The following is a 15,135-nucleotide window of genomic DNA, read 5'->3' as shown; positions in this document are numbered from 1 at the left end:
CGTCGAGAAGGGTGGCCCGTGCTCACCGGTCGTCCACCGCATCGGAGGAGATCTCGCACGCGTACAGGCCCGCCGAGCCTCCGAGGACGACGCGATGCTCGTACGGGTGGAAGGAACAGGAGGACAGATGGCCGTCCACCCTCAGCCGGCACACCTCGACCGCCGTCCCGATGTCCCACAGCTGCGCCGTTCCGTCCATGGTGACGGCCACGAGACTCGTTCCGTCCCGTGAGACGGCCACGGACCACATCGCGGATCCGTCGCCGTCCAGGACATGGCGTGGCCGACCCGTGGTGGGATCCCACAGGAACACCTGTCCGTCGTAACCGGCGGTGGCCAGATGCCGTCCGTCGTACGACCAGCACACCGCGCTGACCGAACTCCTGTGTCCCGGCCAGAGATCGATCCTCCCCGTGGGACGTCCCGCGGGGTCCAGGTGGATGACACGCACCTCCATCGACGAGGTGGCCGCGATCAGTCGCGAGCCGTCGGGAGCGAACGACAGCGCGTTGACACTGGCCCCCAGCGGGATGGTGTGGACTCGTTCCCAGGTCTCGGTCTCCCACAGCACCACGTCGGTGTCGGCGGCCGCGACCCATCGTCCGTCGGGGCTCCAGGCGACCGCCGCCGCGTAGGTCAGCCTCCTCGCGAGGGTACGGATCACCTCGCGCCGGCCGGCGTCCCACAGCAGGACCCTGCCGTCGTCGCCGACGCTGAGCAGCCGACTCCCGTCCGGCTCCCAGGCCATGGCCCTGAGGTCGCCGTCATGGGCCCGCACGGCGTACCGCGACCAGGCGGGAAGTTCCCCGATCTCCCTGTCGGTCAGCAGCAGTTGGCCTCCGGCGTTCCCCGCGGCCAGCGCGCCGGTGGGTGACCAGAGCACGGTGTTCACCCGCTCGGCCAGTCCGGCGTCCGGGGCGGAGTGCCTGTCGAGGATCCAGAGCCGTACCGCCGGTTGACGACTGCCCACGGCGATCCGGTCCTCGTTCGGTTGAGGCGCGATCGCCCGCACCTGGACGCCCCGGGCGGAGAAGGTGTCCTCGAGTTCCAGGCACGGTCCGTCCGGCTGCCGGGTGAACTTCCAGACGAAGACCGTCCCGTCGTTGTCGCCCGCGAGCAGCGCGTCCCCCGACGACGTCCAGCACAGTGACTGGAACCACGCCGCCCCGGGACGGGCCTGCCCGGAGATCCGGGCCACGACCGTGGCGCTTCGGCGGTCGATGACGGTCACGGTCGCCGAGTGGCCGATCACGGCCACAAGATCGCCGTCGGGATGCCAGTCCAGTGCCTGTACCGAGGGTCCGCCCGTGTCGACCGCGATGGGCTCGGCCTCGGTCGCCGCCCGCTCCCAGAGGTGGACCCGGCCGTCGGCGAGACCGACGGCGAGCCCTCCGCGCTCGTGCCACCGCACAGCCGTACAAGACGTGTCGCGCGGGCCGGGGAGCGGCGGTCCCAGGCCGGCCTCGTCGTAGGGCTCGTGCCACAGCCGTACCTCTTTGCCGAGGGCGACGGTGACGGCCCGGGAGTCGGGAGTGAAGGCGACCATCACGCGCTGCTGGTCCTCTTCGGAGAGGACGAGCCGCCGTGTGATCCGGTGCTCGGAGGGATCCACCAGGACCACCTCGCCGTGGTCCGTGCCCACGGCCAGGGTCGAGACGTCGGGGCTCCAGGACAGGCTGACCACTGAGCCGTCGCCTTCGCCGGCCACGTCCACCACGGCGTCCTGTCGTTCGTCGTCGACGCGGCGGATCCTCAGCGTGCCGTCCCCGCTGCCGCTGACCAGCACCCGGCCGTCCGCCCGCCAGCACAGCGCGTGCACGGGCCCCGTGTGACCGGTCAGCACCCGCCACAGCCGGCCGTCCGGATCGTCGGGGAAGGGTTCCGTGGCGACGAGGCCGCCGCGCAGGACCTCGCGCGTGTGGTGCAGTCGTCGCCTGACCTCCTCCCATGCCAGGCAACGGCTGTGCAGGGTGACGGCGAGATCGAGGCGCCGCTCGTGACCGGCCAGGAGATGGGCCTCTCCGTGGACCAGCGCGCCGAGTTCCCTGGCGAAGCGATCCATTCTCAGGACCGGGAACATCGAGTGGTAGCGCGCCGCTTCCGCCTCCAGGGCGGCCGGACCGCTGCGCCAGACCCGTTCGACGAGAAACCGGAAGTCGGTGGTGGTGTGGTGGAGGTCGGTGGAGGCGAGGGCTCCGGCGAGGTGGTAGGTGACGTTGTCCAGGAACGCGGGATCGGCGCCGGGTGCGGCCAGGGCGTGCCAGCCCGCCCCGCCGCACAGCGCGGCATGCCCCTCCAGCAAGGTCTGATGTGCCTGCCGGACCGCTTCCGGGTCGCGGCGGCGCAGGACGTCACGGATGACGTCGTGCAGCCGTACGCCCTCTCGGTCGTGCTGGGCCAACAGGGAGTGTTCCTCCAGGCGCACGCACTCGCGGCGCGCGGTCAGTTCGGTCACTCCCCAGAGCCTCGCGAGCCAGCGGTAGGGGATGTGCTGGTCCTCCGGGAAGCAGGCCAGGGCCGCCAGCCGTCCCAGGGAACCGCGGCCGGTGCGCGGGATCCGGGCCAGTTCGTGGAGGCTGAGGTCGACCGTGGCTTCCACCGTGCGGGTGCCGGGGGGCGGGTAGGCGTCGAGGGGCCGGCCAGACCGTACCGGTCCAGCTCCTCGGCCATCTCTCCCACGACGTCCGGCAGGGCCATCCCGCTGCGGTGCACCATGCTGCGCAGTACGCCGTTCAGCAGTCTGAGCGCCAGCGGCCAGTTGCCGGAGCGCTCGAACAGCGGGAGCAGCGTGGTGTTGTCCGCTCCCTCGACTCCCGCCGCCAGCAGGTTCAGGGACTGCGCGGAGGACATGCGGTCGATGCGGATCAGCGGCGCCGACGCCTCCAGCACCCCGGGTCTGCGGGTGGTCACCAGCCGGACGCAGCCGCTGCCGCCCCGGAGGAAGGGCTCCACGTCCTCCCGCCGCCACACGTCATCGACCACGAGCAGTACGCGGCGGCCCTCCAGCGTCGCGCCCAGATGTTCGCCGGCCGCCTCCACCGTGGCGTAGACCGGGGGTTCGGTGCCCGTGAGGAGCGTGACGAGGTCGCGCGCCCAGGCGATGATCCGCTGGCGTGGCGGGTCCTGGCCGAGCTGCGCCCACAGCACACCGTCCGGGAAAGCGGCTCGCACCTCCGGATGGTGACAGACCCAGGCGGCGAGCGTGGTCTTGCCGAAGCCTCCGGTGCCGTGGACGCCGGTGACGGAGGAGATCAGGCCGACGGCACTGTGTCCTTCCGTCGGTACCCGCTCACCCGCCGCGGCGGCCGTCAGGAGGGAACGCAGCAGGTCGGTGCCTTCCGCGGGCCGGTCGACGAAGTCGGTCGGCACGGCGGGGGCCATGTGCGGGACGGGGAGCCGGTTCACCGGTGGTGCGGCGGCGTTCGCCGGTGGTAGGACAGTGTTCGGCGGTGGCGGGGCAGCGACGTGGACGTCGGTCTCTCGTACGGCGACGGTCGTGGCACGGGTGGTCGTGGACGCGCGCCCTGCCGTGCCTGCCTGCGACGGGGGCGAGATCGCGGGCGCGGACGAGGGCGGGGTCACCCCGTGCCGCGACAGCAACTCACCGCCCGCATGGGCCGCCATACGGAAGAACCTCCACCTGCGTGCCGCGCCCAGGTCCTCGTAGGTCGTGAAGCGCAACGCCGTCGCCAGGACGGACAGCAACAGCTGGTCCACCCACAGAGCGTGCCAGCCGCCCGGTGCCACGTCGGTAGAGGCGGAGTGCAAGTCATCGACGAGTAGCGCCAGTTCGGGCACGATTCGTGGCACATACGCGTCCCTCGGATCGACCACGTGCCGCAGCAACGCGAGCTCGTGCTCGTCGATCAGGCCGGTCGGCGCTCTCTCGGCCAGGACCGACAGCATCAGTGTCGCCACGTCCCGGGTGAGCGGGGCGTCGTCGGCGAAGGTGGACAGGTCGATGAGCCGAAAGGCGTCAGGACACAACGTGCCCCTGCGCAGGGGCACCAGGGCGTTGTGCAGATGCAGGTCACCGTGGGCCAGCCCGTGCACGACCAGGATCCGGGGGTCGGGCAGCTCGGCGTCGCCGACGGTCATGGTCAGCGGATTCGGCAGGACGATGCCGCCGATCTCGATCCAGGTCGTGTCGGGGCGCAGGTTCGGGTTCCCGGCGCCGTATGCCCGTGCCGAACCGCCCTCGGCCACCGACGTGTCGAGTTCGCGCCGCAGGAACTCGGAGACGCTCACGAGTTCGGTGTCCTTGGACTCAAGTCCCTGGTTCCAGTCGGCGACGAGGCCGGTGACGACGATGCGAAAGGTCGACCGCAGGTCCTCATCGTTCAGCTGCGCCATCGTGACGACGTCGCGCAGGTCGTCACCGGCGGGGCTCTGGAATGTGAGCAGTCGTCCGTCGCCCACCGGGTGCGGCGGGTAGAGCTGCTGGGTGAGGTGCTGCCGGGCGAAGTCGCCCCGGAGTTCGGAGGCACGTCGCGCCCGCGTGTGGGCGGCGTGTTCCGCGCGCTGATCGGCGGGACACAGCTTGACCACGACGATTCCCGGGCCCGGTGTGATCGTCACGGCTGCCAGCACCGCTCCGGTGTACCCCTTGCCGGACGGGGCCCACTTGGGGTGCGTGGGCCGCACGGTCACCGCCATGGTCTCGGCCCATTCGACCAGTGCCCGCGCCGAGCGCTCGTCGCCCAGGCACTCGCTGAGCTCCTCCACACCACTCGGCGCGTCCTTGGCCGAAGTGCGTGCCCGCCCCCGGGCCGGTTCAGGAATCATCGTCACCCCGCGAAGACACCGGCAGGTCCGCCTCGGCCGGCGGACAAGAGACGGTCAGCATCAGATGGCACATCCTCGGTCCGGTCGTGCGTCAGCGTCCGGGCGAGGGCCGCGGCCGTCAGGGCCCGGTCGTGCCGGGGCGAACTCCGACATCGGACGGCAGCGGGCCAGGCTCGCGCCGGCGATGTTCTGCACCAACAGCTCGCCCCCGCCCGGCAGTCCGAACGGGTCGCTTTCCATGCAGACCAGATGGCGGGCGGCGAAGTCGGCCAAAGACATCTCCGATGCGGCGTGGTGGCGTGCGCCTCCGCGGCGTCGGCCGTCCGCGGGGCAGACGTTGACGACGTATGTGCGCGGCCGCTGCGGCGCCGACGGCCGCGAACGCTTCGCCACCGGGGCGCGCCGCGCCCCGCTGTGGCCCGCTGCCGTCCAGCGGGGTTCGGCCAGGTCGACCTCACGGTTTCGGGAGCTCGCCGCGGCGCGCAGCACCTCGGACGTCTCGGTCCCGAGCACCACCGTGAGGCGGCGCGTCGCTTCATCCCCCATCCGGCCGACTGTATTGCAAGCCGTGCTCGCCCGCGGGGTCGTCGGGATCTCTCCCGCGGCGCCGGTGCGATCCCTGCCACCGGTTGCCCGAAGGCATACGCCGGACGGCTCCTGGGCATGTCCCCGGAGTCCGGCCGCATCGGACATTACGGATCTTCTGACTGTCAGGGGGACAGCATGAGTCCACGGACGCTGCTGCCGATCGTCGAGCACCAGAACGATCCGGAGATGCTGCGGCTCCTGCGCGCCGCATCCGCCTCGCACGCACGCGCCCAGCGGCTCGCCTCCGGCCATGTCGTGGTGTCCACGGCGCTGGCGGTCGGCGCGGTGGTCGGCGTCTTCGTGCCCGTGTCGCTGACTCCGCTCAGCCTCGTCGGTCTGGTGTGGGCGGTCGTCTACGCCGTGGGGGCGAGCGCCTGGACGAAGAACGAGTTCCGCAGGGCGGCCCTGCTCCAGGAGACCTTCGACACCAGGTTGTTCGGGCTTCCCTGGAACCAGGTGCTCGTCGGCCGTGGGCCGTCCGCCGACGAGATCAGCCGGTTGGCGCGTCACTACCGTGGATCGCCCGCGAGGCTGCGCGACTACTACGAGATCCAGGACCTGCCCCGCCCCTTCGACGTCGTCGCCTGCCAGTTGCAGAACCTCGGCTGGGGCTCACGCATCCGCCGCCGCTACGCCGGCTTCGTACGGACGGGTCTCGTCCTGTGGTGCGCGGCGGGAGTGCTGGTCGGTGTGCTGAACCGGATGCCGCTGACCGACGTGCTCATGGACTGGTACGTCCCCTCCCTGGGGCTCCTGCTGCTGGGCGTCGACACCTACCAGGCGCAGCAGGACACGGTGGCCGCGCGGGAGCACGCGCGGAAGACTCTGCTGACGCGGACCGAGCAGTACGCGCGGGCCGGAGCTCTCGAGGCGCAGGCCGCCGGGATGCTGTCGCTGGCGCGGCAGGTGCAGGACGTGCTGCTGCAGACCCGGCTGACACAGGCGCGGGTGCCCAACTGGTTCTTCAACCGCTTCCTGGACACCGACCGCGCGGACTTCGCAGCCGCCATGGACGAACTCGGCCGCCTGGTCACCACGCCGACCACCGCCTCCGGACAGGGCTGAGCCGGGAGCCGCTGCCCCCGCAGCCCGCGCACCGCGCGGCGGTCAGACGTGTGGCCGGTCTCCCGTCTCCTGGTGCGGGAACGACTGGTCGGCGCCCGGAAGGGTGGGCGCGGGAAGGGTCGCCACTTGCGTCTTCGCGTTCTCCAATTGCTGCGCCGTGCCATCGGGCAGGAGGGGCGGCAGCGGCTGTGGCTGCGTGAAGCGGAAGGCCGAGGTGAAGTCTCCAAAGGCCGCGCGGCGCCAGGCGCTGATGTTCGGTTCCCGGACGCCGGTGAACTGTTCCAGGAACCGCAGGGCCGAGGTGTGGTCGAAGGCCTCGGACGCCACCCAACCCCCCACCGTCCAGGGCGAGACGATGATCGCGGGGACTCGGAAGCCGCCCCCGATGGGCAGCCCCTGGACGAACTCGTCCGGCGTACCCGCCGGAGGCGTCGGCGGCGGCACATGGTCGAACAGGCCGTCGTTCTCGTCGTAGTTCAGGATGAAGGCGGTCTTGCTCCACACCTTCGGGTTGGAGGCGATCGCCTCGATCTTCGACGCGACGAAATCGGCGCCCGCGGCGGGCAGGTAGTCCGGGTGCTCGGACTGAAAGCTCGTCGGCATGATCCAGGAGACCGCCGGCAGCCGGTCGTTCCGCGCGTCGTCCTCGAACGTGCCCTCCGGCTGCGGGCGCACCCCACGCTCGTACAGCTCGGACCCCGGCACGGCCACGCGGAAGTTCGCGAACTGCTCCAGCACGTTGCAGTCGTAGTCGTCGTCCTGCTGGTACACCTTCCAGCTGACCCCGGCCGCCTGCAGCCGCTCCGCGTACGTCGTCCACCGGTACGGCGTCGGCGCCGTGTTCGCGATGATCGGCCCGCCCCGCGTGCCGCCGGGGTCGATCGTGCCGGTCATCCAGTACAGCCGGTTGGGCCAGGTCGGCCCGAACACCGAGCAGAAGTAGTGGTCGCAGACGGTGAACGTCTCGGCGAGGGCGAACTGGAAGGGGATGTCGTCGCGGGTGTAGTAGCCCATCACGTACGGCCCGTTGACCCCGTCCGCCTTGCGGTGCGCCGGCAGCCAGCGGTCCATCTTCCCGCCGTTCCACGCGTCGTGCTGCACCGACCAGGCGTGGCTGGTGGAGGGGATCGCCTGGGCGCTGGAGGCGTGCGTGTCGAGGTGGAAGGGGAGCAGATAGCCCTTCGGGTTCACGGCGTCGGGCTGGTAGAAGACCGACCGGCCGTTGTTGAGAGCCGGAGCGTCGGGGTCGGCGAAGCCGCGTACGCCGGACAGGGTGCCGAAGTAGTGGTCGAAGGACCGGTTCTCCTGCATCAGCATGACGACGTGCTCGAGGTCGCGGAGCGAGCCGTGCTTCGGCGGCCCGGCCGCGACGGCCTTCTGGACGCTCGGCGGGAGGAGGGAGAGCGCCGCGGCGCCGCCCAGTACACCGGCGGCCGAACCCAGGAGTCTGCGGCGGGTCAACCCTGTCATGAACACCCCTTCTTGAGGTTGCGTCAGCTCTCCGGCGCGCAGGTCGGTCCGCGCGCGGACCGACCTGCTGGATCACTCTGCTCGGAGGCACCGGCGCTGGGGTGGAGGCGCACGGTGATCACGACGACATTGTGCGGTGAGGGGTTGGCCGAGCGATGACCGGCATGGACACTGTCGCAGGGAGACAGGGTTCGCCGAACCGGCGCGGGCGGCTTCAGTCGGACGTCGGACGCAGGATCAGGCAGACGAAGCCGAAGGCGTCCCGGTAGACACTCAGCCATTCGGTACGGTGGGTGGTGGCTGCCGCCAGCGCCTGCGAACTGTCCCGATCGTCGGGGTGGTCCAAGGCCCATGAGGCCAGTGACCCCGTCCAGGCCCATTCGTAGTCGTCGAGCTCCCGGCTCGTACTGATATGCCCGTAGACGGGTGTCCAACCGCCGGAGATGACGCGGTCCACGGTGGTCGGCAGATCGGCGAGGTCGCCGAGCATCTCCACGGCGTCAGGGGAAGGCTCCTGTGACCAGAATCCGTCACCGACCAGGACGCGGCCGCCGGGAGCCAGGTGCTTGCGTGCCGCCTCGAGGGTGGCGAGCAGGCCGCCGAAGGCATGCGTGGCGCCGACGCTGATCACGAGGTCGAACAAATGTGGGGCAGCGAAGTCCGTGGCGTCCTCCTGGTGCAGGACGAGGCGCTCTTGCAGGCCGAGGGCGCGCGCAGCGCTCCGCGCATGTGCCAGCGCGCTCTCGGAGATGTCGACGCCCTCGGCCCGGAGTTGCGGATGCGTGGCCAGGGCGCGCAGGAGCCACTCCCCACCACCGCAGCCGAGGTCGAGTACCCGCACGCCACCTCGCGGGATGCCGCGTTCCAGCAGTCGGCGCACCGAGTCGTCGTCGAGCGGGGCCGCAATCGGATGATCCGCATGGGCAAGCGTGGAGATCTGTTCACGATTCACCGGCGGAGCCTGGCACGGACACAGGCCGCACGCACCTGCTTTTCCCGACGCCGCAACAACCGAGGCGTCCGCCCATAGGCCGCCGGCCGCTGACAATTGTAGGCTGGCGGCCGCCACCAAGACCGGATACCAGGGCCGGCCTTGATGTCACTCCGGAAGGGCGCCGCTCACCGGCGCCCGTCCCTCGCGACACCGACTCGTCAGCTTCACCCCAGCGCTCCCGCAGAGGACCGGATGCCGACCAGACGTAGAATTGTCAAGTACCTGACATCAGCGGCGGCGGTTCTCGCGCTGCTGACCACGGCGCCGACGGCGATGGCCACCGTTCCGGAGCCCGTCGCCGCCAAGGCCCTTCCCCAGGCCACCGCCACGGCGGCCGACACCTGGCAGCCGCCGCTGTCGACCCAGGGCCGGTACATCGTCGACGCCCGGGGAAACCGGTTCCGGCTGAAGTCGGCCAACTGGGACGGCGCACAGGGCTCATGGACCGGAAGCGGCAGCATGACCGACCCCGCCAACCACCACGCCGGCCAGGACTCCTTCGGCATCCCCCTCGGCCTCGACCGTGCCCCGCTGCCCGAACTGCTCGCCGACTTCCACGAACTCGGCATCAACAGCATCCGGCTGCCGTTCTCCAACGAGATGATCCACACGACAGCCCCCGTCCCGGACGTGGCCGTCGCCGCCAATCCACAACTGCGCGGCAGGACACCCCTGCAGATCTACGACGCCGTCGTGGCCGCCCTCACCCAGGACGGGTTCGCGGTCATCCTCAACAACCATACGAACACCTCCCGTTGGTGCTGCGGCATCGACGGCAACGAACGGTGGAACAGCAGCCAGTCCACCCAGCGGTGGACGGACGACTGGGTCTTCATGGCGCGCCGATACGCCACCGACTCCCGTGTCGTGGGCGCCGACCTCTACAACGAGGTACGCCGCGACGTACTGGACGACCCCAACTGGGGCATGGGCGACGGCCACGACTGGTACGCGGCCGCCCAGCAAGCCGCCGACCGCATCCTCACCGAGGCCAACCCCAACCTCCTCATCGTCATCGAGGGCATCAACTGGACCGGCGTACCCGTCGACGGGCTGCCGCACGACCGACCCACCCTCACACCCGTGCGCACGCTCTCGCACACCCTCGTGGACGCCCACAAGCTGATCTACTCCGCCCACTTCTACGGCTACACCGGCCCCCACCACAGCGGCGCCACCGGAATCGGCGAGACCCACGACGCCCGCTACCAGGACCTGACCCGCGACCAGCTGTACCAGGTCCTCGCCGACCAGGCCTTCTTCGTCACCACGGAAGGGCAGCACTACACCGCGCCGGTGTGGATCAGCGAATTCGGCATCGGCGCCAATGAGACGGGCGCCGCGGCCCGCACCTGGTTCGGCAACATCACCGACTACTTCGCCGACCACGACGTCGACTTCGCCTACTGGCCCCTGGTCGGCTGGGAGGGCCACGACGACTGGGCCCTCCTGCGCTACGACACCGCCGGGCGACGGTACGGCATCCTCGACCAGGGCGACTGGCGCGGCACCGCCTGGAGTCACCTCATGACCGCTCCCACACGAACCGGGTCCATCCCGCCGGTCCCTGTCTGGCACATGCTCACCACCGACCACGGCGACCAAGTGCAGTCTGTCCGGGTACGGGCGGGCGGCGACTGGGATTCGGGGGCCTACAAGGCCGCCTGTCCCGACGGCCTGCGGCTGATCGGCATCAGCCACACCTCCGGTCGTGGCCTGTGCACCGACATCAACGCCGGCGACCTGCGGGCCGCGGGCAACGCCCAGACAGTCGTCACCGACGAACGTCATGTCCCCGCGGGCGGCGACTGGGCCAGTGGCTACACCAAACTCCAGTGCCCCGCCGGGCAGTTCCTCATCGGCTACAGCCGCCGCGGTGACCGCGTGTCGGCGGCCCTGTGCGCGCCCGGCCGCGCCCCGCTGGGGGCCATCGGGCGGACTGTCTGGTTCGACCGCTCCGACACCCGGCCCGCCGACATGGCGGGCGGCGACTTCGCCTCCGGCGCGTACAAGGGACAGTGTTCCGCCGACGAGTACGCCGCCGGTATCGCCTTCACCACCCGCGTGGGCAGCACCGCGGGACCCGCCGCCCTGCTGTGCACTCCGCTGAAGCCCTGAGCCCCTCACCGCCCCTCACCTCCGCATCGCCTCAGGTGGGTGTTTCAGACGCGCCACGGCCACGGCCCGACCGGGCCGGGGCCGTGTGCGGGGTTACCGTCGGCGGCATGGACGGTGATCGCCGAGGGTGGCGCCAGTGTTTGCTCAGCGGGGCGGTGTTCGTCGTATGCATGGCCGGCACCACGCTGCCGACTCCCCTCTACGGCCTCTATCAGGAGAAGTTCGGGTTCTCCGAACTGACGGTCACCGTCGTGTACGCCGTGTACGCCTTCGGGGTCATCGGCGTGCTGCTGCTGACGGGGAACGCCTCGGACGCCGTGGGCAGGCGTCCAGTACTGCTGTGGGGCCTGGGATTCTCCGCGGCGAGCGCCGTCTGTTTCCTGTGCGCCACGGGGCTGGGCTGGCTGTACGCGGGGCGGCTGCTCTCGGGGGTGTCCGCCGGTCTGTTCACCGGGGCTGCCACGGCGTACGTGATGGAGTTGGCACCGTACGGCGGCGCCTCCCGGGCCACGTTCGTTGCGACGGCCGCCAACATGGGCGGCCTCGGCTGCGGCCCGCTGCTCTCCGGAGTGCTCGCGCAGTACGCCGCCTGGCCGCTGTACCTCCCGTTCGCCGTGCATCTCGCCCTGGTGGCCTGCTCGGCCGTCGTCCTGCTCCGGCTTCCGGAGACCGTGCGGGAGCGGCGACCGCTGAGCACCGTACGGCCGCGACGGCCCGGCCTGCCCGCACAGGTGCGGGCGGTGTTCGGGCCCGCGGCGATCGCCTCGTTCGTGGGGTTCGCGCTGTTCGGGGTGTTCACGTCCGTCAGCCCTGCGTTCCTCGCCCAGTCGCTGAACGTGCACAACCACGCCGTCAGCGGCCTGGTCGTCGCGCTGGCCTTCTTCGCCTCGACCGCCGGGCAACTCGCCGCCGGCCGGGTCGGGATGGGGCGATCGCTGCCCCTGGGCAGCGCGGCACTCCTCGCCGGGCTGGCGCTGCTCGCGGGCGCGCTGCGGTGGGACCTGCTGACGCTGGTGGTGCTGAGCGCGCTCGTCGGCGGGGGCGGGCAGGGGCTGGCGTTTCGCGGGGCGCTGTCCGCGGTGGCCGAGGCGTCTCCCGCGGACCGGCGTGCGGCGGTGATCTCCACACTGTTCGTCGTGGCCTACGCGGGTATCTCGGTGCCGGTGATCGGTGTGGGGCTGCTGGCGGGTCCCATCGGCCTGGAGGGCGCGGGGCTGGTGTTCATCGCGTGCATGGCCGTCCTGGTCTCGACCGCGGCCGTGTACCTGCTGCGGCGGCCGGTACCGGCGAGGACGTGAGCGCGTACGGACACGGGTACGTGACCTGTTCCTGTCTCCGGACTGTCAACCCGTCTCCACGGGAGCGTGGGCACTCGCGAGCGCCAGGTCCGCTTCGACACGGGCGGCGCACGCGCGCAGGGCGGACAGCATGCTGTCCCGGGTCTGCTCGGGTGACTCCGGGCCGGCGTGCATCGCTACGTTCAGCGCCGCGACGGCGCGCCCGCTCCGGTCCCTGACGGGTACGGCCAGTGAGCGCAGCCCCGCCTCCAACTCCTGCTCGACCAGGGCGAATCCGTCGTCGGCCGCTTGGTCGAAGGCCGAGGTGAGCGCCTCGGGCGAGGTGAGCGTGTGCGGGGTCAGGGCCTGCGGGCGGAGGGATCGGATGCGCTCCGGCCACTGTGCTCGCGGCAGGTCCGCGAGCAGGACGCGCCCCATGGAGGTGGCGTAGGCGGGCAGTCGGGTGCCGGGGGTGATGCGGGCGCTGGTGATCTGCCCGGTGGCCACGCGTGCGACGTATCGCACCTCGGCGCCGTCGAGCACCGCGAGCGAGGCGGACTCCCGCACCCGCGCCACCAGATCGGCCAGATGAGGCCGGGCGATGTCGGCGAGGGTCAGCGTGGACAGTCGCGCGTATCCGAGCTCCAGGACGCGCGGGCCCGGGAGGAATCGGCGCCCGTGCTGTTCCACGTAGGAGAGTTCACTCAGCGTCAGCAGATTGCGCCGGGCGCTCTGATACGAGAGTCCGGCGGCCTCCGCGGCCTCGGCGAGGGTGAGTCCGCCGCGCTGTCCGCCCAGCGCGGTCAGTACGGCCAGGCCCCTGGCCAGCGCCTGGAGGAAGGACGGCCCCAGTTCGGGCTTGGCGTCGGTGTATGCGGGGGCGGCGATGGGCGGCGGCGCGGCGGGCAGGGGGTGCGGGGTGCCGTACAGCGCGTCGGCGACGTCCTGGGCGGCCCGGTTCATCTCGGTCAGGGCGTGGGCGCGGAGGTCGTCGGCGCTGTGGCGGCTGGTGTGCGCGAGCACGCTGATCGCGCACACGGGGCGGCCGTCGGGGTCGCGCACGGGGACCGCCAGGGCGACCAGCCCTGGGGCGACCAGTTGGTCGTCCAACGCCCAGCCGTTCGCGGCCGCCGCCGTGGTCCAGGACGTGAAGTCGGCTTCCGTCCGCTCGGGGCGGGGAGCCGTGGGGCGGGTGGGGACGGCCGGGAAACCGGCGTCCAGGGGGTCGGCCGCGCGCCGGGCCCGCCATGCCTCGCGCGTCGGCGGGTCCCAGCCGGTGGCGAGTACGGCTCCGGCGGCGCAGCGTTCGGAGGGCAGCAGGTCGCCGACGCGGAAGCCGAGGGGGATCACCCGGCCGGGCGGGACGGCCGTGCCGACGATGCGCGCGTCGCAGCCGTCGAGGACGATCGCCGAGACCGACTCGTCCAGTGTCCGGGTCAGCCGCTCCAGGCTCGGGCGCAGCGCGCGGGACAGGCCGCTCGCGTCGAGGTAGGCGTTGCCGAACTCCATGAGGCGCGGGGCGAGCACGAGATCGCGGCCCTCGGCACGCAGGTACCCGAGGTGAACCAAGGTGGCGGCGATGCGGTCGACGGCGGAACGGGCCAGGCCGGTGGCGCGGACCAGGTCACCCGGCCGTACCGCCTCCGCGGAATCGGCCATGACGCGCAGGACGTCCAGACCTCGTTCCAGGGGGCCGACGGCTTCCCCGCGGCCGGCTTCAGGTCCGGCGGTCTGCGGCGCGGTGCCCGTGGGCCGCTTCGACGCCCCGGCCTGCGTCCCCGCGACGCCCCGTGCCATGGCCTCTCCTCCCGCGCTTCCCCGCTCGTCGGCGCATGCGGCCGGACCCGTGCGGAGAACGCTACCGGTTCGCGGGCCATTGACAGCCGTCACCCGATCCCGCAGACTCACCGCACTCAGTAAATGAACAGAAGTTCACTCAGCGAAAATACACAGCGACAAGAGCACAGGTCGTCTGCCGGGCGCACCGTGGGACGTTCCGCACCCGGCCCCGGCCTCCCCGCGGCACGGCCGGAGCCGAGCCGCGCCCCATGACCCCCTCCCTTGCCCCGAGGACTCCCATGAGCACTTCCGCCCAGAGCCGCGCGGACCTGATCCGGCACAGCGCGTACGAGTTCGCGCTGACCACGGTGCTTCTCTTCGCCGTGGTCAGCCTGGTCCGCTGGCTGGCCTTCCGCGGCTCGTCCCTGGCGATCGGTGACCCGGACACGCTGTTCGTCGTCGCGGGAACCGTCGTGGCCGCGCTGATCGCGGCGCTGATGCACTCACCACCCGGCCGCGCGTCCGGCGGCCATCTCCACCCCGGCGTCACCGTCTTCTTGTGGACGTGCGGGCTCTTCCCGGGCCGCGCCGTCCTGCCGTACGTCGCCGCACAGCTCACCGGGTCCCTGGCCGGGACCGCGCTGGCCCGGGTGGTGTGGGGCAAGGTGGTCGGCCAGGTCGGGTACGGCGCCGTGCATCCCGCACCCGGTACCGGCGCCGTCGAGCTGTTCGTCGTCGAGGGCGCCGCGCTCGCCGCGGTGTTCGTCGCGGTCGCGCTGGTGATGTCCCGACCCGCCCTGCGCGGACTGATCCCCGCGGTCATCGGGCTCGGCGTGGGCGTGGTCATCGCCACGCTGGGCACCGTGACCGGCGCGAGCATCAATCCGGCGCGCGCCTTCGGCCCGGCGCTGCTGTCCGGCCAGTACGACCACTTCTGGAACTACATGATCGCGCCGCTGGTCGCCCCGGCCCTCGTGGGCCTCACGCACCGCGCCCTGCGCACCCGCCGGGACCGGTCCGCACCGACCGCGCCGGCAGCGGCGTGACCCGAAGGTCACC

General features: G+C 71.6%; 10 protein-coding genes. 4 read left to right on the top strand and 6 right to left on the bottom strand.

Going from position 1 to position 15,135, the window contains the following annotated elements; all coding sequences use genetic code 11:
* Positions 1-22: 22 nt before the first annotated feature.
* The 3 genes from AAFF41_RS47485 to AAFF41_RS47475 all read right to left on the bottom strand — a co-directional run bounded on the left by AAFF41_RS47485 (position 23) and on the right by AAFF41_RS47475 (position 5,331).
* The gene (locus AAFF41_RS47485; protein WP_343326464.1) at positions 23-2,062 is read right to left on the bottom strand and encodes a WD40 repeat domain-containing protein; all 2,040 of its coding nucleotides are present in this window, start codon (positions 2,060-2,062) and stop codon (positions 23-25) included.
* Between the two features lie 389 nt (positions 2,063-2,451).
* Entirely contained in the window at positions 2,452-4,785 is a 2,334-nt protein-coding gene (locus AAFF41_RS47480) for an NB-ARC domain-containing protein (RefSeq protein ID WP_343326463.1), read from the bottom strand.
* A 60-nt stretch (positions 4,786-4,845) separates the two neighbouring features.
* Positions 4,846-5,331, bottom strand: a complete 486-nt coding sequence (locus tag AAFF41_RS47475; protein ID WP_319749773.1) for a hypothetical protein — start codon at positions 5,329-5,331, stop codon at positions 4,846-4,848.
* 177 nt (positions 5,332-5,508) lie between these two features.
* Between AAFF41_RS47475 and AAFF41_RS47470 the strand changes: the two genes are divergently transcribed.
* Entirely contained in the window at positions 5,509-6,438 is a 930-nt protein-coding gene (locus tag AAFF41_RS47470; RefSeq protein WP_343326024.1) for an S-4TM family putative pore-forming effector, read from the top strand.
* 42 nt (positions 6,439-6,480) lie between these two features.
* Here AAFF41_RS47470 and AAFF41_RS47465 read toward each other — a convergent pair whose 3' ends face one another.
* Complete coding sequence (locus tag AAFF41_RS47465; protein WP_343326023.1) at positions 6,481-7,908, bottom strand: alkaline phosphatase family protein; 1,428 nt, start codon at positions 7,906-7,908, stop codon at positions 6,481-6,483.
* Between the two features lie 214 nt (positions 7,909-8,122).
* Positions 8,123-8,860, bottom strand: coding sequence for an SAM-dependent methyltransferase (locus AAFF41_RS47460; RefSeq protein WP_319749776.1), 738 nt, complete (start codon positions 8,858-8,860; stop codon positions 8,123-8,125).
* A gap of 234 nt (positions 8,861-9,094) precedes the next feature.
* Between AAFF41_RS47460 and AAFF41_RS47455 the strand changes: the two genes are divergently transcribed.
* Together AAFF41_RS47455 and AAFF41_RS47450 are read left to right on the top strand one after the other, a co-directional pair.
* Positions 9,095-11,020 (top strand): glycoside hydrolase family 5 protein, encoded by a 1,926-nt coding sequence (locus AAFF41_RS47455; RefSeq protein ID WP_343326022.1) that lies wholly within the window; start codon positions 9,095-9,097, stop codon positions 11,018-11,020.
* Positions 11,021-11,127: 107 nt separating this feature from the next.
* On the top strand, positions 11,128-12,318 hold the full coding sequence (locus tag AAFF41_RS47450; protein ID WP_343326021.1) for an MFS transporter: 1,191 nt from the start codon (positions 11,128-11,130) through the stop codon (positions 12,316-12,318).
* 45 nt (positions 12,319-12,363) lie between these two features.
* Here the strand turns inward: AAFF41_RS47450 and AAFF41_RS47445 are convergent, their stop codons facing one another.
* On the bottom strand, positions 12,364-14,094 hold the full coding sequence (locus tag AAFF41_RS47445; protein WP_319749779.1) for an IclR family transcriptional regulator domain-containing protein: 1,731 nt from the start codon (positions 14,092-14,094) through the stop codon (positions 12,364-12,366).
* A gap of 281 nt (positions 14,095-14,375) precedes the next feature.
* Between AAFF41_RS47445 and AAFF41_RS47440 the strand changes: the two genes are divergently transcribed.
* Entirely contained in the window at positions 14,376-15,122 is a 747-nt protein-coding gene (locus AAFF41_RS47440; RefSeq protein WP_343326020.1) for an aquaporin, read from the top strand.
* Positions 15,123-15,135: the final 13 nt, after the last annotated feature.

The sequence above is a fragment of the Streptomyces mirabilis genome (assembly GCF_039503195.1).
Lineage (GTDB): Bacteria > Actinomycetota > Actinomycetes > Streptomycetales > Streptomycetaceae > Streptomyces > Streptomyces mirabilis_D.
Note: the sequence above shows the minus strand (reverse complement) of the source record. Positions and strands in the feature narration are given on the sequence as shown.